Source organism: Pseudomonas koreensis, from assembly GCF_025447595.1.
In the GTDB taxonomy this organism is placed as follows: domain Bacteria; phylum Pseudomonadota; class Gammaproteobacteria; order Pseudomonadales; family Pseudomonadaceae; genus Aquipseudomonas; species Aquipseudomonas koreensis_H.
In genome coordinates this window covers 108,710-131,425 of the sequence record NZ_JAOEJU010000017.1, presented here as the reverse complement: position 1 = coordinate 131,425, position 22,716 = coordinate 108,710, and the positions used below count along the sequence as shown (strand labels likewise).

Genomic DNA, 22,716 nt, shown 5'->3' with positions numbered 1-22,716 from the left:
GGCTTAAGGAGCCGCTATGAACTCCAGTCGACCTTATCTGGTCCGCGCGCTCTACGAGTGGATTGTGGATAACGATTGCACCCCGCACATGCTGGTCAATTCCGAGTACCCGGCGGTGCAGGTGCCACAGGGATTTGCCAGTGACGGGCAGATTGTCCTGAACATTTCGCCAAGTGCCGTGCGGCACTTGCACATGGACAACGACGTTGTGACCTTCGAAGGTCGCTTCGGTGGCGTTCCGCACAGTCTGTACGTGCCGATTGCTGCAATTCTGGGGATCTACGCCCGGGAAAACGGTCAGGGCATGGTGTTCGATCTGGAGTCGCCGATGGATGACGAAGACGAGATCGAGCAGGATGATGATGTCCCACCACCGGACAGCGAGCCGCCGCGCCCAAGCGGCCGGCCAAGCCTGAAAGTGGTGAAGTAATAAAAAAGGCGATCCGGTTGGATCGCCTTTTTTGTGCCTGCGAGCTGCGAATCAGTCGATGTACTCGAACAGCTTCACAATCTTCTGCACACCGGAAACACCCTGAACCAGGTTGGTTGCCTGGGCGGCTTCCTGTTTGGTCAGCAGGCCCAGCAGATAGACGATGCCGTTCTCGGTCACGACCTTGATGCGCGAGCCGGGAATGCTGGCATCGGCGAGCATCTGGGTCTTGATCTTGGTGGTCAGCCAGGAGTCGTTCTGACGGGCAATGAAGCCTGAAGGAGCGATCACTTGCAGTTCGTTATGGACCTTTTTTACGCGCTGAACATTGGCGGCGGCCTGTTCGGCTTTCTCCTTGAGGTCCGCGCGTGGAGTCTGGCCGGCCAGCAGCACGACGCCGTTAAAGCTGGTGACGACGATGTGCGAGTCGTTGTCCAGGGCCGGATCGGCCTTGGCCACGTTGACGCCGACTTTGGTTTCGATCAGCGAGTCATCGATCTTGCTACCGAAAGTGCGGGTGCCGCGGTCGTCTTCGATCGGCGCTTCGCGGCTGGCATTCACCACCGACGTGCAGCCGCTGATGCCGAGGCACAGGGTCAAGGCCAGAAGGCCAAGGCGATTAGGGGTCATTCTTCACTCCCGAACAGTTGGCTGTCGATCAGATCGCAAAGGCAATGGATCGCCAGCAAGTGGACTTCCTGAATACGTGCGGTGACGTTGGCCGGTACGCGAATCTCGACGTCTTCGGGCAGCAGCAGCGAAGCCATGCCGCCGCCATCGCGTCCGGTCAAAGCTACGACAATCATTTCGCGATCATGTGCGGCCTGGATCGCCTGAATAATGTTCGCCGAGTTGCCACTGGTCGAAATCGCCAGCAATACGTCACCCGGCTGGCCGAGTGCGCGGATCTGCTTGGAGAACACTTCGTTGTAGCTGTAGTCGTTGGCGATCGAGGTGATGGTCGAGCTGTCGGTGGTCAGCGCGATCGCCGGCAGGCTAGGGCGCTCACGTTCGAAACGGTTGAGCAGTTCCGAGGAGAAGTGCTGGGCATCGCCGGCCGAGCCGCCGTTACCGCACGAGAGCATTTTGCCCTCGTTGAGCAGGGCGTTGACCATCACCTGGCTGGCTTGCTCGATGTGCGGTGCAAGTACGTCCATCGCCTGTTGCTTGGTGTCGATGCTGGCCTGGAAAAGCTGGCGAATTCGGGATTGCATGTCCATCTGTGTGACCTTAATTAGCGCGGCTGTCCGGCACGTGAATGTGCAGCCCGCAAAGCAAAGAGCAAAAGTGTTGAGTGAAAGTGTCCGGGTCGGAGCAGGCGGTCAACTGTCGAACGCATTCTGCAACCAGTTCAGCTGACCCTGGTGGCTGTCGATGGCCACCACGTCGAAGCGGCAGGGGGAATTGGCCCAACGCGACTCGCGCTGAAGAAAAAACTGCGCGGCGAAAATCAGTTTCTGCCGTTTGCGCCCATCGATGCTGTCGAGTGCGCCACCCCATTGAGTGTTCTTTCGGTAACGGACTTCGACGAATACTACTGTATCGCCATCAAGCATGACCAGATCAAGCTCACCGCGTTTGCATGACCAGTTCTGCGCCAGCAGGCGCAGACCCTGATGTTGCAGATGCTCGAGCGCTTGGCGCTCGGCATCCTTGCCGCTTTGCAGGTGTGACCTGTCGGGCATCAGCGTGGAGTGTCCGGCAGGCGCTGAACCTGACCGCTGACAAACTGCGCCCATGGCAACTGACGTACGACGCGTTGGGACTGAGTCATGCCCAGGCTGCCCGACTGACCTTCGATGCGGCTGTCCGGCAGAGCCTTGAGCTGGTCCAGGCGTGGCGCCAGGCGATAGGCGTCGACGCCCATTGCGTACAGGCGTCCCAGGCTGCCGGCAGCTTGCGGCCATTGCGCGGTGACCTGCTGGCGCAGCGGATCGCTGGTTTCCAGCAGCCATGGGGTTTCGCAGAAGCGCACGCCGTTCATGTCGTTGTACTGGTTGACGTCACCGCTGGCGCTGAACACGTGGGAAGTCGCGTAGACAGGCACGTCACCGGCGTACTGGAAATTCAGGGTCGGCTTGATCTGCTGCGCCTGTTGCGGGGTGGCGGCGAGGAAGATGAATTCGATGTCCTGGCGACGCGAAGGCTGGGCTGCGACATTGGTGCCGGCAGCATTCTGAAGGCTCTTGGCGCGGGCTTCGCTCTGACGCAGCTGGAACATGTCGGCGATCTGCTGGGCCAGTTGCACCGGCTGATCGACACGTTCGGTGGCGACGATGCTGCCGCCGTTGGCTTGCCAGTCCTGGCTGAAGGCGCGCAGGACGCGGTCGCCCCATTCGCCTTTCGGCACCATGATGGCGGCGCGATGCAGGCCGTCGGCACGGGCGCGGCGGGAAACTTCGCGGGCTTCGTCTTCAGCGGCCAGACCGAACTGGAACAGCTGCGCCGGGCCTTGATCACCTTCGCTGTAGTTGAGGGCGAGGGTGGTGATCGGCAGTTGCGGGCGGGTGCTCAGCTGTTTGACCAGCGGCTTCTCCAGTGGGCCGACGACCAGTTGCACACCATCGGCCTGGGCTTTGCGATAGAACTCGTCGAGATTGGTCAGTTTCGAGCTGTCATAGAACTCGATGGCCGGTGGTTTCTGGCCGGCTTGCTGAGCCTGATAGTGCGCAGCCATGAAACCGTCACGCAGAGCCTTGCCGACCGAGGCCAACTGGCCGTCCTGCGGCAGCAGCAGGGCGATCTTGCTCAAGGGTTGGCTGGCCAGTTCCTTGAGTTTGGTCAGGGGCAGCGGCAGGTTGATTGCAGCTGGGTGTTTCGGATGCTGGTTGCGCCAGTTGTCGATGGCGGCTTGCTGTTGCTCCAGGGTGCCGGCGGTTTTCACGGCCAGAGCCAGGCTCATCCAGCCGCCGAGGTCATCGGTGGTGTTCGCTTGCAGTTGATCGGCCGGCAGCGACGCAATCAGGGTCCAGATCGCTTCATGGTTCTTGCTGGCGGCTTCGCCTTCCAGCATCGGCGCGATGAAGATGCGCTCGCGGGCGGCAGCCAGGGTCTGGCCGTCGGCTTCAAGGGCGCGGGCGCGAACAGTGCCGGCGCGAACTTGCAGAGGTACCGACATTTCGCTCAGGCGTTGCAGGCTTGGATGGCTCAAGGCAGTCAGCGCGGCTTTCGGCTGATTGCGAGTCATGGCCAGTTCAGCGGACAGCGTGCTGGCAAATGCCTGCTGGCCCGGCTGGAGTTGTTCCATTGGCACTTGCTGCAGGATTTGCGCGGACTGCCCGGCATTGCCCTGGCGGTAAGCCATGTCTGCCGCACTCAGGCGCAGCAGCGCAGCCTTGTCCGGCGATTTGGCCTGGGCAGCCTGTTCGAGCAGTTGCTCGATGGTGGCATCCGGGGTCCGTGGAAGTTCGCCAAGGCTGGAGGAAGGGGAGCTGGCGCAAGCCGCCAGCAAGGCAGCGAGGCAGAGGGCAGTGAACAGCCGCAGGCAAGCGATCATGTAAGTGTTCCTGATACTCGATCAAATTAGCGTCGAATTGTACCCAAGCACTGGCCGGGGCGCGATGTTACTGGCGTGAAACCGTCAATTTAGCTGATACAAACAGTGCGCAGCCTCACAATGGTGCGACAAACCGTGTCCGACCCGGACGCATCGTCCGGCGCGCGACGCGCTACAATGGCGGCTTTTACCGATCATGAGGTGTGCGCTTTGACTGCTCCAGGTCCTTTGAATTCCGCTGCGGGCTCGCTTTATGTGGTGGCGACGCCCATCGGCAACCTGGATGACATCAGCGCCCGGGCGTTGAAGATCCTGCGCGAGGTGGCGCTGATCGCCGCCGAAGACACACGCCATTCCCAGCGCCTGATGCAGCACTTTGGCATCTCCACGCCGCTGGCAGCCTGTCATGAACACAACGAGCGGGACGAAGGCAGTCGCTTCATTACCCGTCTGCTGGCGGGCGACAACGTCGCACTGATTTCCGACGCCGGTACGCCGCTGATTTCCGATCCGGGTTATCACCTGGTGCGTCAGGCGCGTGCCGCCGGGATCAATGTGGTGCCGGTGCCGGGTGCGTGCGCGTTGATCGCGGCGTTGTCGGCTGCAGGTTTGCCGTCCGACCGTTTTATCTTCGAAGGCTTTCTGCCGGCGAAGGCCGTGGGACGCAAGGCGCGCCTGGACGCTATCAAGGAAGAGCCGCGCACGCTGATTTTCTATGAGGCTCCGCATCGCATTCTGGAATGTCTGCAGGATATGGAAGAGGTGTTCGGCGCTGATCGTCCTGCATTGCTCGCTCGTGAAATCACCAAGACCTTTGAAACACTCAAGGGATTGCCGCTCAGTGAGTTGCGGGCATTCGTCGAGGCCGACAGCAATCAGCAGCGTGGCGAATGCGTTGTGGTGGTGGCGGGCTGGACTGCGCCGGAATCCGAAGACGCCGTCAGCAGCGAGGCGATGCGCATCCTCAATCTGTTGCTGGAAGAGATGCCGCTCAAGCGTGCGGCGGCCCTGGCGGCGCAAATCACCGGTGAGCGCAAAAACGTGCTTTATCAGGTGGCGCTGGATCAGCAAAAAGACGCGTAACCCGTCGCGCAGACCGGTTTGCGGGCTATTAGCGCTTGTTCTTCGGCCGCTCTGCCGTTAACCTGCGCGGCGGAGAGTCGATCGGACAGTCGCTGCCCTCTATGAAAATTAGGGGGGGGAGGAAAGTCCGGGCTCCATAGGGCGAAGTGCCAGGTAATGCCTGGGAGGCGTGAGCCTACGGAAAGTGCCACAGAAAATAACCGCCTAAGCGCTTCGGCGCCGGTAAGGGTGAAAAGGTGCGGTAAGAGCGCACCGCACGTCTGGCAACAGTTCGTGGCTAGGTAAACCCCACTTGGAGCAAGACCAAATAGGGTCCCAAGGCGTGGCCCGCGCTGGGACCGGGTAGGTTGCTAAAGATGTCCAGTGATGGCCATCGTAGACGAATGACTGTTCAAGACAGAACCCGGCTTACAGATCGACTCTCCACCTTTTTCTTTTCCCTGCTTGAATTAAAGGCGACAGGGCTGTTTATTATCAGCAGGCCTGCGCTGGAAATCCGGCAGCGGCAAACGCAGTAATAGCCATTTCCCACCTTGCTTCAATCAACAGCAGAAGCGCTTTTGTAATACCGAAAAAATCTTACTCTTAACAAATTACTTTAACTTTCGAGCGCAGCTTTCAGTGCTGCTTCAAGTTATTGGATAAAAGCATCCGCCAGATTCTCGTTGCTCCTCCTTTTATGCTCCTAAATCTCCGTTCTGTAAGGGTTTTCCTTTAATCCGCGCCTTGACGGTGTGGTGGGCGCATTCCTATAGTGTGCGCAAGTGGCGGAAAGTGGCATGAAGTGGGTTTTTTGAGCTCAAAACGATAAGAATTGGAGAAACGCAGACGTGTTTCGCGGAGCTAACGCTATCAGTCTCGACGCAAAGGGCCGTCTCGCCATGCCGAGCCGGTACCGTGACGAGCTCGATTCGCGCAGTTCCGGCCAGTTGATCGTGACCATTGATGCCGTTGATCCATGTTTGTGTGTCTACCCGCTCGATGAGTGGGAAATTATTGAAACCAAGTTGCGCGCGCTTCCTTCGCTTCGCGAAGAGAACCGTCGTCTGCAACGTTTATTGATTGGTAATGCCGTTGACCTCGAGCTCGACGGCAGTGGTCGTTTCCTGGTGCCGCCGCGCCTGCGCGAATACGCGAAGCTCGACAAGCGCGCGATGCTGGTGGGCCAACTGAACAAGTTCCAACTGTGGGACGAAGATGCCTGGAACGCGGTTTCTGCCGCTGACCTGGCTGCCATACAACAACCGGGCGCCATGCCTGACGAACTGCGTGATCTGATCCTGTGACTATTGATAGCGGCTTTAACCACATCACCGTACTGCTTGACGAAGCCGTCGAGGCTCTCGCCGTACGTCCTGATGGCTGCTATCTGGACGGCACGTTCGGGCGCGGCGGGCACAGCCGGTTGATCCTGAGTAAGCTCGGGCCGGATGGTCGGCTCATCGGATTTGACAAGGATCCTCAAGCGATTGCCACCGGGCAAACGCTAGCGGCCGAAGACGGCCGCTTTGTCGTTGTGCAGCGCAGCTTTGCCGAGCTCGGTTCGGTCGTTGCCGAACAGGGTCTGGCCGGCAAGGTCAGCGGCATTCTGCTGGATCTGGGTGTGTCTTCGCCGCAGCTCGATGATGCCGAGCGCGGCTTCAGCTTCCTCAACGACGGCCCGCTGGACATGCGCATGGATCCGTCCCGTGGCATCAGCGCAGCCGAGTTCGTCAACACCGCGCCGGTGGAAGAAATTGCCCGTGTTTTCAAGGAGTACGGCGAAGAGCGTTTCTCCGGTCGCATGGCCCGTGCCGTGGCCGAACGCCGTGACATCACGCCGTTCGAGCGCACCGCCGATCTGGCCGAAGTCCTGAAAGTCGCCAACCCGGCGTGGGAAAAGGGCAAGAACCCGGCAACCCGCGCATTCCAGGGCCTGCGCATTCACGTCAACAACGAACTGGGCGATCTGGAAGCGGGTCTTGAAGCCGCGCTCGAATGCCTGGAAGTGGGCGGTCGCCTGGTCGTGATCAGCTTCCACTCGCTGGAAGACCGTATCGTCAAACTGTTCATGCGCAAGCTGGTGAAAGGCGAAGCTGACAACCTGCCGCGTAACCTGCCGGTTCGCCACGTTGCGTTCGAACCGAAAATCAAAGTCCATGGCAAAGCGCAGACGGCCTCCGACGCCGAACTCAAAGCCAACCCACGTTCCCGTAGCGCCGTCATGCGCGTCGCGGAGAAGCTGCGGTGAGCAAGCTTTTCGCCAAGCCATTGCCCGGCGGCAGCTTTTTCATGCTGCTGCTGTTCATCGGCGTGCTCGTGTCGGCCATCGGCGTGTCTTACAGCGCCCACTGGAACCGGCAGTTGCTCAACACCCTGTACAACGAACTGAGCGTGCGCGACAAGGCGCAGGCCGAATGGGGGCGCCTGATCCTGGAGCAAAGCACCTGGACCGCCCACAGCCGGATTGAAGTGCTGGCCACCGAACAACTGAAGATGCACATCCCCGGCGCGGCTGACGTGAAGATGGTGGCGCCATGATGAAACTCGAAGGGGCACTCTTCCCGTGGCGCTTCCGTCTGGTGGTCGGTCTGCTGGGCATGATGGTGGCTGCCATCTGCTGGCGCATCATCGACCTGCAAGTGGTCGACCGCGACTTCCTTAAAGGTCAGGGCGATGCGCGCAGCGTTCGTCATATTCCGATTCCGGCGCACCGGGGTCTGATCACCGACCGTAACGGCGAGCCGCTGGCCGTCAGTACGCCGGTGACCACCCTGTGGGCCAACGCCAAGGAAATGCAGCTGGCCAAAGAGAAGTGGCCGGCACTGGCTGCCGCGCTGGGGCAGGATCCAAAAGCCCTGGCCGAACGTCTCGAAGCCCAGGCCAACAAAGAATTCATTTATCTGGTGCGCGGGTTGACCCCCGAGCAGGGCCAGTCCGTGCTCGACCTTAAAGTGCCGGGCGTCTACGGCATCGAAGAGTTCCGTCGGTTCTATCCGGCCGGTGAAGTGACGGCGCACATGGTCGGGTTCACCGACATCGATGACCATGGTCGTGAAGGCGTCGAACTGGCCTACGATGAATGGCTGGCCGGCGTGCCCGGCAAGCGGCAAGTCATCAAGGATCGGCGCGGACGGCTGATCAAGGATGTCCAGGTCACCAAAAACGCCAAGGCCGGCAAGCCCTTGGCGTTGTCGATTGACCTGCGTCTGCAATACCTGGCCAACCGCGAGCTGCGTAACGCGATCATCGAGAACGGCGCCAAGGCCGGCAGTCTGGTGATCATGGACGTGAAGACCGGCGAGATCCTCGCCATGGTCAACCAGCCGACCTACAACCCGAACAACCGTCGCAACCTGCAACCGGCGATGATGCGTAACCGCGCGATGATCGACGTGTTCGAACCTGGTTCGACCATGAAAGCGATCTCGATGAGCGCGGCGATCGAAACCGGCCGCTGGAAACCGAGCGACACCGTCGAGGTGTATCCGGGCTCCCTGCAGATCGGCAAATACACGATCAAGGACGTATCGAAGACCGAAGGTCCGGTACTCGACCTGACCGGTATTCTGATCAATTCCAGTAACGTCGGCATGAGTAAGGTCGCGTTCGATATCGGCGGAGAAACCATTTTCCGCCTCGCACAGAAAGTCGGCCTCGGCCAGGACACCGGCCTCGGCTTTCCGGGCGAACGTGTCGGCAACCTGCCGAATTACCGCGAGTGGCGCAAGGCCGAGACCGCCACGCTGTCGTACGGCTACGGTATTTCGGTGACCGCGATCCAGCTGGTGCACGCGTTCTCGGCCCTGGCCAACAACGGTCGTCTGGCACCGCTGACCCTGATCAAAACCGACAAGGCGCCGCAGACCACCCAGGTGCTGCCGGAAGCCGTCGCGAAAACCATGCAAGGCATGCTGCAACAAGTGATCGAAGCCCCGCGCGGTGTATTCCGTGCGCAGGTGCCGGCGTATCACGTAGGCGGCAAGTCCGGTACTGCGCGTAAAACGTCGGTCGGCACCAAGGGCTACGCCGAAAACTCTTATCGTTCGCTGTTCGCCGGTTTCGGCCCGATGAGCGATCCACGTTATGCAATCGTCGTGGTGATCGATGAACCGACCAAGGCCGGTTACTTCGGTGGTCTGGTCTCGGCGCCGGTGTTCAGCCGTGTGATGTCGGGCACCCTGCGCCTGATGAACGTCACCCCGGACAACCTGCCGACCACACAACAGGCCAACGCCACCCCGGCCGTTCCGCTGAAAGCCAATGGAGGGCGCGGCTGATGTCTCTGAGTCTGAACAAGATTTTCCCCCACGCCGGCCACGATCTGTTGATCCGTGAACTGGCGCTCGACAGTCGCAACGTACGCGCGGGTGACTTGTTCCTCGCCGTGCCCGGCGGCAAGTTCGACGGGCGTGCGCACATTGCCGACGCCTTGCAGCGCGGTGCTGCTGCCGTAGCTTATGAAGTGGAAGGCGCCACCGTGCTGCCGATCACCGAAGTGCCGCTGATTCCGGTCAAGGGCTTGGCGGCGCAGTTGTCGGACATCGCCGGGCGTTTTTACGGTGAGCCTAGTCATCACCTGAACCTGATCGGCGTGACCGGCACCAACGGCAAGACCAGCGTGACCCAACTGGTGGCGCAGGCGCTGGACCTGCTCGGTCAGCATTGCGGCATCGTCGGCACCCTCGGCTCCGGTTTCCACGGCTCGCTGCAAAGCGGCCTGCACACCACGCCGAATCCGATTGCCATGCAAGCGACCCTGGGCGACCTGAAGAAGGCCGGCGCCAAAGCCGTGGCCATGGAAGTTTCGTCCCACGGTCTGGATCAGGGCCGGGTCACCGCGCTGGCGTTCGACGTGGCGGTGATGACCAACCTGTCCCGCGATCACCTCGATTACCACGGCACCATGGAGGCCTACGCCGAAGCGAAGGCCAAGCTGTTTGCCTGGAATGACTTGAAGTGCCGCGTGGTCAACCTCGACGACGATTTCGGCCGGCAACTGGCCGCTGAAAAGCGTGAGTCGCGTCTGATCACTTACAGCCTGCTCGACAGCAGCGCCTATCTCTATGTGCGTGAAGCGCAGTTCGATGACCATGGCGTGCGCGCCACGCTGGTCACGCCGCAGGGCGAACATCATCTGCGCAGCACATTGCTGGGCCGTTTCAACCTGAGCAACGTACTGGCCGCCGTCGGTGCCTTGCTGGGGCTGGACTACGCCCTCGACGAAATCCTCAAGGTGCTGCCGAAACTCGAAGGCCCGGCCGGACGCATGCAGCGTCTCGGCGGCGGCACTCAGCCGCTGGTGGTGGTCGATTACGCCCACACCCCGGATGCGCTGGAAAAAGTTCTGACTGCGCTTCGCCCGCACGTCAAAGGCCAACTGCTGTGCCTGTTCGGCTGTGGCGGTGACCGTGATCGCGGCAAGCGTCCGCTGATGGCCGAAGTGGTCGAGCGTCTGGCCGACCGCGTGCTGGTCACCGATGACAACCCGCGCACCGAAGACCCAGCGGTGATTTTCGATGACATCCGCGCCGGTTTCACGGCTGTGGATAAAGTGACGTTCGTGGCCGGTCGCGGCCAGGCCATCGCGCAACTGATTGCCGGCGCTTCGGCGGATGACGTGATCGTTCTGGCCGGTAAAGGTCACGAGGACTATCAGGAAATCAACGGCGAGCGCCATGCGTTTTCCGATCTGGTCGAGGCTGATCACGCCCTGACCGCGTGGGAGGTGGCCCATGCTTAAGGCCCTGAAACTCAGCGAACTGACCAACGCGCTCGACGCCCGTCTGATCAGTGCCGACGCCAGTTTTGACGGCGTGAGCATCGACAGCCGCGCGATCAAGGCCGGCCAATTGTTTATTGCCCTGACCGGCCCGCGTTTCGACGGTCATGACTATCTGAATGAAGTCGCTGCCAAAGGCGCCGTCGCGGCATTGGTCGAGCGCGAAGTCGCCGACAGCACGCTGCCGCAATTGCTGGTCAAGGACACCCGTCAGGCCCTCGGCCAGCTGGGTGCGTTGAACCGTGCCGCATTCACCAAACCGGTCGCGGCCGTTACCGGTTCCAGCGGCAAGACCACGGTCAAGGAAATGCTCGCGAGCATCCTGCGCACGCGCGGCTCGGTACACGCGACCCGTGGCAACCTGAACAACGACCTCGGCGTACCGCTGACCCTGCTCGAACTTGCCCCGGAACACAGCGCGGCGGTGATCGAACTGGGCGCCTCGCGTCTGGGTGAAATCGCTTACACCGTAGGGCTGACCAAGCCGCACGTGGCGATCCTCAACAACGCCGGGACCGCCCACGTCGGTGAGTTCGGCGGGCCGGAGAAAATCGTCGAAGCCAAAGGCGAAATCATCGAAGGGCTGGCGGCCGATGGCGTCGCCGTGCTGAACCTCGATGACAAGGCGTTTGGCATCTGGAAGACCCGCGCCGGCGCGCGCAAGGTGCTGACGTTTGCCCTGAGCAACACTCAGGCGGATTTTTACGCCAGCGACTTGGCCACCGATGCCCGTGGCTGCCCGGCGTTCAACCTGCACAGTCCTGAAGGTGTGGAACGGGTTCAACTGAACCTGCTCGGCACCCATAACGTCGCCAACGCCATGGCTGCCGCCGCTGCCGCTCACGCTTTGGGCGTGTCGCTGTTCGGCATTGCCACCGGGCTTGGCGCGGTACAACCGGTCAAGGGTCGCACCGTCGCGCAACTGGCGAAAAACGGCATGCGCGTGATCGATGACACTTACAACGCGAACCCCACCTCGATGTGCGCGGCCGTTGATATACTCGCCGGCTTTTCCGGCCGCACCGTTCTGGTGCTCGGGGATATCGGCGAGTTGGGCGACTGGGCGGAGCAGGGGCACCGCGACGTGGGCGAATACGCCCGGGGCAAGGTTTCCGCGCTTTACGCCGTCGGGCCGAACATGGTCCACGCCGTGAACGCATTCGGTAACGAGGCGCATCACTTCGGCACACAAGCCGAACTGATCCAGGCCCTCGGCGCCGAGCAGGACACAAACACCACCATTTTGATCAAGGGTTCGCGCAGCGCAGCGATGGAAAACATCGTTGCGGCCCTGTGCGGGTCCAGTCTGGAGAAACATTAATGCTGCTGCTGCTAGCGGAGTATCTGCAACAGTTCTACAAAGGCTTCGCGGTCTTCCAGTACCTGACCCTGCGCGGGATCCTCGGTGTGCTGACCGCGCTGGTCTTGTCGCTGTGCTACGGCCCGTGGATGATCCGCACCCTGCAGAACCGTCAGATCGGTCAGTCCGTTCGTAACGACGGCCCGCAATCGCACCTGTCCAAATCCGGTACGCCGACCATGGGTGGCGCGCTGATTCTGTCTTCGATCGGCGTCAGCACTTTGCTGTGGGCTGACCTCAGCAACCGTTATGTGTGGGTCGTGCTGCTGGTGACCCTGCTGTTCGGCGCCATCGGCTGGGTCGACGACTACCGCAAGGTGATCGAGAAGAACTCCCGTGGCCTGCCGAGTCGCTGGAAGTATTTCTGGCAATCGGTGTTCGGCCTCGGCGCGGCGATCTTTCTTTATATGACCGCCTCCACGCCGGTGGAAACCACCCTGATCCTGCCGATGCTCAAGGACTACAGCATTCCGCTGGGCGCGGGTTTCATCGTGCTGACGTACTTCGTGATCGTCGGTTCGAGCAACGCGGTCAACCTCACCGACGGCCTCGACGGTCTGGCGATCATGCCGACGGTGATGGTCGGCGGTGGCCTGGGGATCTTCTGCTACCTGTCGGGTAACGTGAAATTCGCTGAATACCTGCTGATCCCGTACGTACCGGGCGCAGGTGAGCTGATCGTGTTCTGCGGCGCATTGATCGGCGCCGGCCTGGGCTTCCTGTGGTTCAACACCTACCCTGCGCAAGTTTTTATGGGCGACGTCGGCGCACTGGCGCTGGGCGCGGCCCTGGGCACCATCGCGGTGATCGTCCGTCAGGAAATCGTCCTGTTCATCATGGGCGGCGTGTTCGTGATGGAAACCCTGTCAGTCGTCATTCAGGTTGCGTCCTTTAAGCTGACCGGTCGCCGTGTGTTCCGCATGGCACCGATTCACCACCACTTTGAACTCAAGGGCTGGCCCGAGCCGCGCGTGATCGTCCGTTTCTGGATCATCACCGTGATTCTCGTGCTGATCGGCCTTGCCACCCTGAAGCTGAGGTAGAACGAGTGTCTCTGATCGCTTCTGACCACTTCCGCATCGTTGTCGGCCTCGGCAAGAGCGGCATGTCCCTGGTTCGCTTCCTGGCGAACCGGGGCGTGGCGTTTGCCGTGGCCGACACGCGGGAAAATCCACCGGAACTGGCCACGCTCCAGCGTGACTATCCGCACGTGGAAGTGCGTTGTGGCGAGCTGGACGTCGAATTCCTGTGCCGTGCCGACGAGCTCTACGTGAGCCCCGGCCTGGCGCTGGCGACCCCGGCCCTGCAAGCCGCCGCGGCCCGTGGCGTGAAGCTGTCCGGCGATATCGAGCTGTTCGCGCGTAACGCGAAGGCGCCGATCGTGGCCATCAGCGGTTCCAACGCAAAAAGCACCGTCACCACCCTGGTCGGCGAGATGGCGGCTGCGGCCGGCAAACGCGTGGCCGTGGGCGGCAACCTCGGTACGCCGGCGCTGGATCTGCTCAGCGATGACGTCGAGCTGTACGTGATGGAACTGTCGAGCTTCCAGCTGGAAACCACCGACCAGCTCAACGCCGAAGTGGCGACTGTGCTCAATATCAGCGAAGACCACATGGACCGCTACAGCGGTCTGCCGGCCTATCACCTGGCCAAGCACCGGATCTTCCGCGGTGCGAAGCAGTTCGTGGTCAACCGTCAGGACGCCTTGACCCGTCCGCTGATGGGCGAAGGCCAGCCATGCTGGACCTTCGGCCTGACCAAACCCGATTTCAAGGCATTCGGCCTGCGCGAAGAGAATGGCGAGAAATACCTGGCCTTCGAATTCCAGAACCTGATGCCGGTGCGCGAATTGAAGATTCGCGGCGCCCACAACCAGTCCAATGCCCTGGCGGCGCTGGCGCTCGGCCACGCGGTCGGGCTGCCGTTCGACGCCATGCTGGCAGCACTGCGCACCTTCGCCGGTCTCGAACACCGTTGCCAGTGGGTGCGTGATCTGGACGGCGTCGGTTACTACAACGATTCCAAAGCCACCAACGTCGGCGCCGCACTGGCCGCCATCGAAGGCCTGGGTGCGGACATCACCGGCAAGGTCGTGCTGATCGCCGGTGGCGACGGCAAGGGTGCCGAGTTCAAGGACATGCGAGATCCGGTCGCCGCTCATTGCCACGCCGTGATCCTGATGGGCCGCGACTCCGACAAGATCGGCGAAGCCATCGGCGACGCCGTGCCGTTGATCCGCGCCACCACACTGATCGACGCCGTCGAGAAATGCCGCGCCGCCGCCCAACCGGGTGACGTGGTGCTGCTGTCGCCGGCCTGCGCCAGTTTCGACATGTTCAAGAATTACGAAGACCGTGGTCACCAGTTCGTCCGCGCCGTGGAGGATCTGGCATGAGCTTGAGAAACATCATCAAGCCATACCCGTCGCCGCTGATCACCGGACGCGGAATCGACCTCGACTTCCCGATGCTCGCCGGTTGCCTGGCGCTGCTCGGCCTGGGTCTGATCATGATCGCCTCGGCCTCCACCGAAGTGGCGGCCGTGCAATCGGGCAGCCCACTGTATTACATGATTCGCCACCTTATTTATGTGGTGCTGGGCCTGGGTGCGTGCATCGTCACGATGATGATCCCGATTGCCACCTGGCAACGACTGGGCTGGATGATGCTGATCGGCGCGTTCGGATTACTGGTGATGGTGATCATCCCGGGTATCGGACGTGAGGTGAACGGTTCGATGCGCTGGATCGGTTTCAGCTTCTTTAACGTCCAGCCTTCCGAGATCGCCAAGGTGTTCGTGGTGATCTACCTCGCCGGTTACCTGGTGCGTCGCCAGAAAGAAGTGCGCGAGAGCTGGATGGGCTTCTTCAAGCCGTTCATCGTGCTGCTGCCGATGGCGGGCCTGCTGCTGATGGAGCCGGACTTCGGTGCCACCGTCGTGATGATGGGCGCTGCGGCGGCGATGCTGTTCCTCGGCGGGGTCGGGCTGTTCCGGTTCTCGCTGATGGTGGTGCTGGCCGTCGGTGCGGTGGTGTTGCTGATTCAGATGCAGCCGTACCGGATGGCGCGTCTGACCAACTTCGCCGACCCGTGGGCCGACCAGTTCGGCGCCGGTTATCAGTTGTCCCAAGCCTTGATCGCATTCGGTCGCGGTGAATGGCTGGGCGTTGGCCTGGGCAACAGCGTGCAGAAGCAGTTCTACCTGCCGGAAGCGCACACCGACTTCGTGTTCTCGGTCCTGGCCGAAGAGCTCGGCGCCGTGGGCTCGCTGTGCACCGTAGCGCTGTTCGTGTTCGTGTGTATTCGCGGCATGTACATCGGTCTGTGGGCCGAGAAAGCCAAACAGTTTTTTGCCGCTTATGTTGCCTACGGCCTGTCGTTCCTGTGGATCGGCCAGTTCCTGATCAACATCGGCGTGAACGTCGGCCTGCTGCCGACCAAGGGCCTGACCCTGCCGTTCCTCAGTTATGGCGGCAGTTCCCTGGTGATCTGCTGCGCCTGCCTTGGCCTGTTGCTGAGGATCGAGTGGGAGAGCCGGACCCACCTGGGCAGTGAAGAGATGGAATTCCATGAGAGCGACTTCGCCGAGGAGCCGAACCATGGGCGCTAACGTATTGATCATGGCCGGCGGTACCGGTGGCCACGTGTTCCCGGCGCTGGCCTGTGCCCGCGAATTCCAGGCGCGCGGCTACACCGTGCACTGGCTCGGCACACCGCGTGGGATCGAGAACGATCTGGTGCCGGCGGCGGGTCTTGAATTGCACCGCATCAACGCCACTGGCCTGCGCGGCAAGGGCAAGCTGTCGCTGCTCAAGGCGCCGTTCATGCTGCTGAAATCGGTGTGGCAGGCGCGGGCGATCATTCGCCGCCTGCGTCCGGTATGCGTGGTCGGATTCGGCGGTTATGTGACCGGCCCTGGTGGTCTTGCCGCCAAACTGGCCGGCGTGCCGGTGATCGTTCATGAGCAGAACGCCGTGGCCGGCACCGCCAATCGGTTGCTGGTGCCGTTCGCCGCCCGGGTGTGTGAAGCCTTCCCCGACACCTTTACCCTGTCGGACAGCCGCCGTACCACCGGCAATCCGGTGCGCAGCGAGCTGTTCCTCGAAACACCGCGCCCGGCCCTGGCCGGACGCAAGGCGCGTTTGCTGATCCTGGGCGGAAGCCTGGGCGCAGAGCCGTTGAACAAGTTGCTGCCTGAAGCCCTGGCACAAGTCGCTGCCGACTTGCGTCCGGAAGTGTTCCATCAGGCTGGCAGAAACCACGATGAAGTGACTGCAGAGCGCTACCGCGCCGCCGGCGTGGATGCGCAGGTGCAGCCGTTCATCAAAGACATGGCCCAGGCCTATGGCTGGGCTGACCTGGTGGTGTGCCGCGCCGGCGCATTGACCATCAGCGAACTGGCCGCCGCCGGTCTGCCCTCGATGCTGGTGCCCTTGCCCCACGCGATCGACGATCACCAGACCCGCAACGCCGATTATTTGGCCCGCGAAGGCGCTGCCTTCCTGATGCCGCAAAGAACGACTGGCGCCGCGGACCTTGCCGCGCGCCTGACAGAGGTCTTGATGCAACCGCAACGACTCGAACAAATGGCCCAAGCGGCCCGCCGTCTGGCGAAACCCGAAGCCACCCGTAGCGTGGTCGATACCTGTCTGGAGGTGGCCCATGGTTGAGAATCAGAAAGCCATGCCGCAACCGGAAATGCGCCGCATCCGTCGCATCCACTTCGTCGGGATCGGCGGCGTGGGCATGTGCGGTATTGCCGAAGTGCTGCTGAACCTGGGCTATGAAGTGTCGGGCTCCGACCTGAAAGCTTCGCCAGTGACCGAGCGCCTGGAATCCTTCGGTGCGCAGATCTTCATCGGCCACCGTGCCGAGAACGCCGCTGCCGCCGATGTGCTGGTGGTGTCGAGCGCCGTCAATACCTCCAACCCGGAAGTGGCGACCGCTTTGGAACGCCGCATCCCGGTGGTGCCGCGTGCCGAGATGCTCGCCGAACTGATGCGCTATCGCCACGGCATCGCCGTTGCCGGTACCCACGGCAAGACCACCACCACCAGCCTGATCGCTTCGGTGTTCGCGGCCGGTGGCCTGGATCCGACCTTCGTCATCGGTGGCCGTCTGAACGCCGCGGGCACCAATGCCCAGCTCGGCACCAGCCGTTACCTGATCGCCGAAGCCGATGAAAGCGACGCCAGCTTCCTGCACCTGCAACCGCTGGTGGCCGTGGTCACCAACATCGACGCCGACCACATGGCAACCTACGACGGTGACTTCAACAAACTGAAGAAAACCTTCGTCGAGTTCCTGCACAACCTGCCGTTCTATGGTCTGGCGGTGATGTGCCTGGACGATCCGGTGGTGCGTGAAATCCTGCCGCTGGTCAAGCGTCCGACCGTGACTTATGGCTTCAGCGAAGACGCCGACGTGCGCGCGATCAATGTTCGCCAGCAGGGCATGCAGACCTTCTTCACCGTGCTGCGCCCTGATCGCGAGCCGCTGGAAGTCTCGGTGAACATGCCCGGCAACCATAACGTGCTCAACTCTCTGGCAACCATCTGCATCGCCACCGACGAAGGTGTCAGCGACGAAGCCATCGTCCAGGGCCTGTCCGGGTTCCAGGGTGTCGGCCGACGCTTCCAGGTCTACGGCGAACTGCCGGTGGACGACGGCAATGTGATGCTGGTCGACGACTACGGTCACCACCCGACCGAAGTCGCGGCCGTGATCAAAGCCGTGCGCGGTGGCTGGCCGGAGCGCCGTCTGGTGATGGTCTACCAGCCGCACCGCTACAGCCGCACCCGCGACCTGTACGACGATTTCGTCAATGTACTGGCCGACGCCAACGTGCTGCTGCTGATGGAAGTCTATCCAGCCGGCGAAGAGCCGATCCCGGGCGCTGACAGCCGCAAGCTGTGCAACAGCATCCGTCAGCGCGGTCAGCTCGATCCGATCTACATCGAGCGCGGCGTCGACCTGGCACCGGTGGTCAAGCCGCTGTTGCGTGCCGGGGACATTCTGCTGTGCCAGGGCGCCGGTGATATCGGCGGTCTCGCACCGAAACTGTTGAAAAGCGAGTTGTTCGCCGGTGCCGTAGCGGCATCGGTCGAGGGGAAGTTGAAATGACTGCTGCCTACGCCAATCTGTTCTCCACCATCGCCCCAAAAGACTTCGGCCGTGTGGCCGTGCTGTTCGGTGGCCTGAGTGCCGAGCGTGAAGTCTCGCTGAAGTCCGGCAATGCCGTGCTCACTGCGCTGCAAAGCGCGGGTGTGGATGCGTTCGGCATCGACGTCGGCGCCGACATTCTGCAACGTCTGCTGAGCGAGAAGATCGACCGCGCGTTCATCATCCTCCACGGTCGCGGCGGTGAAGACGGCAGCATGCAGGGCCTGCTCGAAGTGGCCGGCATCCCGTACACCGGCAGCGGCATCCTGGCTTCGGCGCTGGCGATGGACAAGCTGCGCACCAAGCAGGTCTGGCACACGCTCGGAATTCCGACGCCGCGTCACGCCGTGCTGCGCAGCGAGGCCGATTGTATTTCGGCAGCGACGGAACTGGGCTTCCCTTTGATCGTCAAACCGGCGCATGAAGGTTCAAGTATCGGGATGGCCAAAGTGAGTTCTGCGTCCGAGTTGATCGACGCATGGAAAGCGGCCAGTACCTACGATTCGCAAGTGTTGGTCGAGCAATGGATCCACGGTCCGGAGTTCACCATCGCCACCCTGCGTGACCAGGTGTTGCCTCCTATCGCCCTGGGTACGCCACACACGTTCTACGACTACGACGCCAAGTACATCGCCAACGATACCCAGTATCGGATTCCGTGCGGGCTCGATGCCGCCAAGGAAAAAGAACTCATGGACCTCACGGCGCAAGCCTGCGAGGCGCTGGGTATTGCCGGTTGGGGCAGGGCGGACGTGATGCAGGACGCCGACGGCAAGTTCTGGTTCCTGGAAGTCAACACCGCTCCCGGCATGACCGATCACAGCCTGGTACCGATGGCGGCGAAAGCGGCCGGTCTGGATTTCCAGCAACTGGTCCTGGCCATTCTGGCCGCCAGTGTCGATGCCGATGGCAAGAAAGAGGCGCGAGGTTAAGACCATGCAAGGCGCACAGCTCAGACATCAGCCACCCGCACCCGGCCGCAAGCCGGTGCCGCGGGGTGCCAGCCGAATGGTGGCCAAAGAGCCGATGTCCGCGCGCCTGCCAAAAGCCAACTTCGGCTTTTTGAAAGGTCTGTTCTGGCCGGTGCTGCTGGTGGCCCTGGGGTTCGGCACTTACGAAGGTGCACAGCGTTTGTTGCCGTACGCTGACCGGCCGATCACCAAGATCGCGGTGCAGGGCGACCTGAGTTACATCAGCCAGCAAGCGGTGCAGCAGCGGATCGCCCCGTACGTGGCGTCGAGCTTCTTCACCATCGACCTGGCGAGCATGCGCACCGAGCTGGAACAGATGCCGTGGATCGCCCACGCCGAAGTACGCAGGGTGTGGCCGGACCAGGTGGTGATCCGCCTTGAAGAACAACTGCCGGTGGCCCGCTGGGGTGACGAGTCGTTGCTCAACAACCAGGGCCAGGCGTTCACGCCCAAGGAACTGGCGAACTACGAACACCTGCCGCAGCTGTTCGGTCCGCAGCGGGCCCAGCAGCAAGTGATGCAGCAATATCAGGTGCTGAGCCAGATGCTCCGGCCATTGGGCTTCTCGATTGCACGGCTCGAGCTGCGTGAACGCGGTAGCTGGTTCCTGACCACCGGTGCCGGCAGTTCCGGCCCCGGGATCGAGCTGCTGCTGGGGCGCGGCAACCTGGTGGAAAAGATGCGCCGCTTCATTGCCATCTATGACAAGACGCTCAAAGAACAGATTACGAACATTGCGCGCATCGATCTGCGCTATGCCAACGGCCTCGCTGTTGGCTGGCGGGAACCAGTAGCGCCGACGACAGCCCAACCCGCTGTCGCAAAGAATTAAGAAGAGGCAGGACCCATGGCAAACGTGCAAAGCGGCAAAATGATCGTCGGTCTCGATATCGGCACCTCCAAAGTGGTGGCGCTGGTCGGCGAGGTTGCGGACGACGGCACGCTCGATATCGTCGGGATCGGCACTCATCCGTCCCGTGGCCTGAAAAAAGGCGTGGTGGTCAACATCGAGTCCACCGTGCAGTCGATCCAGCGTGCGATCGAAGAAGCCCAACTGATGGCGGGCTGCCGCATTCACTCGGCGTTCGTCGGCGTGGCGGGCAATCACATCCGCAGCCTGAACTCCCACGGCATCGTCGCGATCCGCGATCGCGAAGTCAGCTCGGCGGATCTGGAGCGCGTACTCGACGCCGCCCAGGCTGTTGCGATCCCGGCCGACCAGCGTGTGCTGCACACCCTGCCGCAGGATTACGTGATCGATAACCAGGAAGGCGTGCGCGAGCCGCTGGGCATGTCCGGCGTGCGTCTGGAAGCCAAGGTTCACGTGGTCACCTGCGCCGTCAACGCCGCACAGAACATTGAAAAATGCGTGCGTCGCTGCGGTCTGGAAATCGACGACATCATTCTCGAGCAACTGGCCTCGGCCTACTCGGTTCTGACCGACGACGAGAAAGAGCTGGGCGTGTGCCTGGTCGACATCGGCGGCGGCACCACCGACATCGCGATCTTCACCGAAGGCGCGATCCGCCACACGGCCGTGATCCCGATCGCGGGCGATCAGGTGACCAACGACATCGCCATGGCGTTGCGCACCCCGACCCAGTACGCCGAAGAGATCAAGATCCGCTACGCCTGCGCCCTGGCCAAACTGGCCGGTGCCGGCGAAACCATCAAGGTGCCGAGCGTCGGCGACCGTCCCCCGCGCGAACTGTCCCGTCAGGCCCTGGCCGAAGTGGTCGAGCCGCGTTACGACGAACTGTTCACCCTGATCCAGGCCGAGCTGCGCCGCAGCGGCTACGAAGACCTGATCCCGGCCGGCATCGTGCTGACCGGTGGTACCTCGAAGATGGAAGGCGCTACCGAACTTGCCGAAGAAATCTTCCACATGCCGGTCCGCCTGGGCGTGCCGCATGGCGTGAAAGGTCTGGATGACGTGGTACGCAACCCGATTTATTCCACTGGCGTTGGCTTGTTGATGTACGGCCTGCAGAAGCAGTCCGACGGGATCTCGTTCTCGGGCATCGGCAGCCGCGACAGCTACAGCAACGATGAGCCGCAGGCGCCGTTGCTGGACCGTTTGAAGAAGTGGGTTCAAGGCAACTTCTAAAGCTTTACCGCAGCACCGCAACAAACAGCAGTAGGCGAAAAAACTAGAGAATGTAAGGAGAGGGAAAATGTTCGAACTCGTAGACAACATCCCCGCAAGCCCGGTAATCAAAGTTATCGGTGTTGGCGGTGGCGGCGGCAACGCTGTCAACCACATGGTCAAGAGCAACATCGAAGGCGTGGAATTCATCTGCGCCAACACCGATGCTCAAGCGCTGAAAAACATCGGCGCTCGCACCATTCTGCAACTGGGCACCGGCGTGACCAAAGGCCTGGGCGCCGGCGCCAACCCGGAAGTCGGCCGTCAGGCTGCGCTGGAAGATCGCGAGCGCATCGCTGAAGTGCTGGCCGGCACCAACATGGTGTTCATCACCACCGGCATGGGCGGCGGTACCGGTACCGGTGCTGCGCCGATCATCGCCGAAGTGGCCAAGGAAATGGGCATCCTGACCGTTGCGGTCGTGACCCGTCCGTTCCCGTTCGAAGGCCGCAAGCGTATGCAGATCGCCGACGAAGGCATCCGCATGCTCTCGGAAAGCGTCGACTCGCTGATCACCATTCCGAACGAAAAACTGCTGACCATCCTCGGCAAGGACGCAAGCCTGCTGTCGGCTTTCGCCAAGGCTGACGATGTACTGGCCGGTGCCGTTCGCGGTATCTCCGACATCATCAAGCGTCCGGGCATGATCAACGTCGACTTCGCCGACGTACGCACCGTGATGAGCGAAATGGGCATGGCGATGATGGGCACTGGCTGCGCCAGCGGTCCGAACCGTGCACGTGAAGCGACCGAAGCGGCCATCCGCAACCCGTTGCTGGAAGACGTGAACCTGCAAGGTGCACGCGGCATCCTGGTGAACATCACTGCCGGTCCTGATCTGTCCCTGGGTGAGTACTCCGACGTGGGTTCGATCATCGAAGCCTTCGCTTCCGAGCACGCGATGGTCAAGGTCGGTACCGTTATCGATCCGGACATGCGCGACGAACTGCACGTGACTGTGGTTGCCACCGGTCTGGGCGCGAAAATCGAGAAACCTGTGAAGGTGATCGACAACACCGTTCACACCTCGATGGCTGCCGCTCAGGTACAACAACCGGCGCCCGCTCGTCAGGAACAGCCATCGGTGAACTACCGTGACCTGGACCGTCCGACCGTCATGCGCAACCAGGCTCAGGCCGGTGCTGCGACTGCCGCGAAGATGAATCCGCAAGATGACCTGGACTACCTGGACATCCCGGCTTTCCTGCGTCGTCAGGCCGATTGATGAAATGTATCAGGGGTATTCAGGTGATTGGTGTTCAGCAAAGGCTCGGTCTGCTATCATCGCCAGCCTTTGTTGATACCAGT

At 61.8% G+C, this 22,716-nt stretch carries 21 protein-coding genes and 1 other RNA gene; 18 read left to right on the top strand and 4 right to left on the bottom strand.

Annotated elements, in window-relative coordinates; translation table 11 throughout:
• Positions 1 to 16: 16 nt before the first annotated feature.
• Positions 17 to 430, top strand: coding sequence for a ClpXP protease specificity-enhancing factor (locus N8H71_RS20140; RefSeq protein WP_007956787.1), 414 nt, complete (start codon positions 17 to 19; stop codon positions 428 to 430).
• 51 nt (positions 431 to 481) lie between these two features.
• On the opposite strand, the gene N8H71_RS20135 is transcribed toward N8H71_RS20140, so the two are convergent.
• From N8H71_RS20135 to N8H71_RS20120, 4 genes are all read right to left on the bottom strand, one after another.
• Entirely contained in the window at positions 482 to 1,060 is a 579-nt protein-coding gene (locus tag N8H71_RS20135; RefSeq protein WP_085606924.1) for a BON domain-containing protein, read from the bottom strand.
• Positions 1,057 to 1,650 carry a phosphoheptose isomerase gene (locus N8H71_RS20130; protein ID WP_007928463.1) on the bottom strand — a complete coding sequence of 198 codons (594 nt, stop codon included), beginning with the start codon at positions 1,648 to 1,650 and terminating at the stop codon, positions 1,057 to 1,059. The genes N8H71_RS20135 and N8H71_RS20130 overlap by 4 nt, the downstream gene beginning before the upstream one ends.
• 102 nt (positions 1,651 to 1,752) lie before the next feature.
• On the bottom strand, positions 1,753 to 2,115 hold the full coding sequence (locus tag N8H71_RS20125; RefSeq protein ID WP_115079159.1) for a YraN family protein: 363 nt from the start codon (positions 2,113 to 2,115) through the stop codon (positions 1,753 to 1,755).
• Positions 2,115 to 3,926 carry a penicillin-binding protein activator gene (locus N8H71_RS20120; RefSeq protein WP_262195357.1) on the bottom strand — a complete coding sequence of 604 codons (1,812 nt, stop codon included), beginning with the start codon at positions 3,924 to 3,926 and terminating at the stop codon, positions 2,115 to 2,117. The genes N8H71_RS20125 and N8H71_RS20120 overlap by 1 nt, the downstream gene beginning before the upstream one ends.
• A 177-nt stretch (positions 3,927 to 4,103) precedes the next feature.
• Between N8H71_RS20120 and rsmI the strand changes: the two genes are divergently transcribed.
• The 17 genes from rsmI (at position 4,104) to ftsZ (ending at position 22,633) form a co-directional block, all read left to right on the top strand.
• Positions 4,104 to 5,009 (top strand): 16S rRNA (cytidine(1402)-2'-O)-methyltransferase, encoded by a 906-nt coding sequence (rsmI, locus tag N8H71_RS20115; protein WP_085684705.1) that lies wholly within the window; start codon positions 4,104 to 4,106, stop codon positions 5,007 to 5,009.
• Positions 5,010 to 5,082: 73 nt separating this feature from the next.
• An RNA gene (rnpB, locus tag N8H71_RS20110) (RNase P RNA component class A) lies at positions 5,083 to 5,436 on the top strand.
• A 403-nt stretch (positions 5,437 to 5,839) separates the two neighbouring features.
• The gene (gene mraZ, locus N8H71_RS20105) at positions 5,840 to 6,295 is read left to right on the top strand and encodes a division/cell wall cluster transcriptional repressor MraZ (RefSeq protein ID WP_007917012.1); all 456 of its coding nucleotides are present in this window, start codon (positions 5,840 to 5,842) and stop codon (positions 6,293 to 6,295) included.
• Entirely contained in the window at positions 6,292 to 7,239 is a 948-nt protein-coding gene (gene rsmH / locus N8H71_RS20100; protein ID WP_039766256.1) for a 16S rRNA (cytosine(1402)-N(4))-methyltransferase RsmH, read from the top strand. The genes mraZ and rsmH overlap by 4 nt, the downstream gene beginning before the upstream one ends.
• Entirely contained in the window at positions 7,236 to 7,529 is a 294-nt protein-coding gene (ftsL, locus tag N8H71_RS20095) for a cell division protein FtsL (protein ID WP_007956777.1), read from the top strand. The genes rsmH and ftsL overlap by 4 nt, the downstream gene beginning before the upstream one ends.
• Positions 7,529 to 9,268 carry a peptidoglycan D,D-transpeptidase FtsI family protein gene (locus N8H71_RS20090; RefSeq protein WP_262195370.1) on the top strand — a complete coding sequence of 580 codons (1,740 nt, stop codon included), beginning with the start codon at positions 7,529 to 7,531 and terminating at the stop codon, positions 9,266 to 9,268. Before ftsL ends, N8H71_RS20090 begins: the two co-directional genes overlap by 1 nt.
• Positions 9,268 to 10,731 (top strand): UDP-N-acetylmuramoyl-L-alanyl-D-glutamate--2,6-diaminopimelate ligase, encoded by a 1,464-nt coding sequence (locus N8H71_RS20085; RefSeq protein WP_262195354.1) that lies wholly within the window; start codon positions 9,268 to 9,270, stop codon positions 10,729 to 10,731. The genes N8H71_RS20090 and N8H71_RS20085 overlap by 1 nt, the downstream gene beginning before the upstream one ends.
• Entirely contained in the window at positions 10,724 to 12,091 is a 1,368-nt protein-coding gene (locus N8H71_RS20080; RefSeq protein ID WP_007956771.1) for a UDP-N-acetylmuramoyl-tripeptide--D-alanyl-D-alanine ligase, read from the top strand. The genes N8H71_RS20085 and N8H71_RS20080 overlap by 8 nt, the downstream gene beginning before the upstream one ends.
• Positions 12,091 to 13,173, top strand: coding sequence for a phospho-N-acetylmuramoyl-pentapeptide-transferase (gene mraY / locus N8H71_RS20075; RefSeq protein ID WP_007956769.1), 1,083 nt, complete (start codon positions 12,091 to 12,093; stop codon positions 13,171 to 13,173). The genes N8H71_RS20080 and mraY overlap by 1 nt, the downstream gene beginning before the upstream one ends.
• Positions 13,174 to 13,178: 5 nt before the next feature.
• Positions 13,179 to 14,525: a UDP-N-acetylmuramoyl-L-alanine--D-glutamate ligase gene (murD, locus tag N8H71_RS20070; protein ID WP_262195353.1), complete on the top strand. Its 1,347-nt coding sequence runs from the start codon at positions 13,179 to 13,181 to the stop codon at positions 14,523 to 14,525.
• Positions 14,522 to 15,739: a putative lipid II flippase FtsW gene (gene ftsW, locus N8H71_RS20065; protein WP_064383958.1), complete on the top strand. Its 1,218-nt coding sequence runs from the start codon at positions 14,522 to 14,524 to the stop codon at positions 15,737 to 15,739. Before murD ends, ftsW begins: the two co-directional genes overlap by 4 nt.
• Positions 15,729 to 16,799, top strand: coding sequence for an undecaprenyldiphospho-muramoylpentapeptide beta-N-acetylglucosaminyltransferase (gene murG / locus N8H71_RS20060; protein ID WP_011335863.1), 1,071 nt, complete (start codon positions 15,729 to 15,731; stop codon positions 16,797 to 16,799). Before ftsW ends, murG begins: the two co-directional genes overlap by 11 nt.
• Positions 16,792 to 18,252, top strand: a complete 1,461-nt coding sequence (gene murC, locus N8H71_RS20055; protein WP_262195351.1) for a UDP-N-acetylmuramate--L-alanine ligase — start codon at positions 16,792 to 16,794, stop codon at positions 18,250 to 18,252. The genes murG and murC overlap by 8 nt, the downstream gene beginning before the upstream one ends.
• Positions 18,249 to 19,223, top strand: coding sequence for a D-alanine--D-alanine ligase (locus N8H71_RS20050; protein WP_007956758.1), 975 nt, complete (start codon positions 18,249 to 18,251; stop codon positions 19,221 to 19,223). Before murC ends, N8H71_RS20050 begins: the two co-directional genes overlap by 4 nt.
• 4 nt (positions 19,224 to 19,227) lie before the next feature.
• Positions 19,228 to 20,094, top strand: coding sequence for a cell division protein FtsQ/DivIB (locus N8H71_RS20045; protein WP_007956757.1), 867 nt, complete (start codon positions 19,228 to 19,230; stop codon positions 20,092 to 20,094).
• A 15-nt stretch (positions 20,095 to 20,109) separates the two neighbouring features.
• Positions 20,110 to 21,369 (top strand): cell division protein FtsA, encoded by a 1,260-nt coding sequence (gene ftsA / locus N8H71_RS20040; RefSeq protein WP_065261511.1) that lies wholly within the window; start codon positions 20,110 to 20,112, stop codon positions 21,367 to 21,369.
• A gap of 67 nt (positions 21,370 to 21,436) precedes the next feature.
• A complete protein-coding gene (gene ftsZ / locus N8H71_RS20035; RefSeq protein ID WP_262195349.1) occupies positions 21,437 to 22,633 on the top strand; it encodes a cell division protein FtsZ in 1,197 nt (398 codons plus the stop codon).
• Positions 22,634 to 22,716 lie beyond the last annotated feature (83 nt).

Bases quoted from the DNA above. Each gene is read 5' to 3' on its own strand.
- N8H71_RS20140 (WP_007956787.1), top strand. From the start codon at position 17: ATGAACTCCAGTCGACCTTATCTGGTCCGCGCGCTCTACGAGTGGATT.
- N8H71_RS20135 (WP_085606924.1), bottom strand. From the start codon at position 1,060: ATGACCCCTAATCGCCTTGGCCTTCTGGCCTTGACCCTGTGCCTCGGC.
- N8H71_RS20130 (WP_007928463.1), bottom strand. From the start codon at position 1,650: ATGGACATGCAATCCCGAATTCGCCAGCTTTTCCAGGCCAGCATCGAC.
- N8H71_RS20125 (WP_115079159.1), bottom strand. From the start codon at position 2,115: ATGCCCGACAGGTCACACCTGCAAAGCGGCAAGGATGCCGAGCGCCAA.
- N8H71_RS20120 (WP_262195357.1), bottom strand. From the start codon at position 3,926: ATGATCGCTTGCCTGCGGCTGTTCACTGCCCTCTGCCTCGCTGCCTTG.
- rsmI (WP_085684705.1), top strand. From the start codon at position 4,104: ATGGCGGCTTTTACCGATCATGAGGTGTGCGCTTTGACTGCTCCAGGT.
- N8H71_RS20090 (WP_262195370.1), top strand. From the start codon at position 7,529: ATGAAACTCGAAGGGGCACTCTTCCCGTGGCGCTTCCGTCTGGTGGTC.
- N8H71_RS20085 (WP_262195354.1), top strand. From the start codon at position 9,268: ATGTCTCTGAGTCTGAACAAGATTTTCCCCCACGCCGGCCACGATCTG.
- N8H71_RS20080 (WP_007956771.1), top strand. From the start codon at position 10,724: ATGCTTAAGGCCCTGAAACTCAGCGAACTGACCAACGCGCTCGACGCC.
- mraY (WP_007956769.1), top strand. From the start codon at position 12,091: ATGCTGCTGCTGCTAGCGGAGTATCTGCAACAGTTCTACAAAGGCTTC.
- ftsW (WP_064383958.1), top strand. From the start codon at position 14,522: ATGAGCTTGAGAAACATCATCAAGCCATACCCGTCGCCGCTGATCACC.
- murG (WP_011335863.1), top strand. From the start codon at position 15,729: ATGGGCGCTAACGTATTGATCATGGCCGGCGGTACCGGTGGCCACGTG.
- murC (WP_262195351.1), top strand. From the start codon at position 16,792: ATGGTTGAGAATCAGAAAGCCATGCCGCAACCGGAAATGCGCCGCATC.
- N8H71_RS20050 (WP_007956758.1), top strand. From the start codon at position 18,249: ATGACTGCTGCCTACGCCAATCTGTTCTCCACCATCGCCCCAAAAGAC.
- N8H71_RS20045 (WP_007956757.1), top strand. From the start codon at position 19,228: ATGCAAGGCGCACAGCTCAGACATCAGCCACCCGCACCCGGCCGCAAG.
- ftsA (WP_065261511.1), top strand. From the start codon at position 20,110: ATGGCAAACGTGCAAAGCGGCAAAATGATCGTCGGTCTCGATATCGGC.
- ftsZ (WP_262195349.1), top strand. From the start codon at position 21,437: ATGTTCGAACTCGTAGACAACATCCCCGCAAGCCCGGTAATCAAAGTT.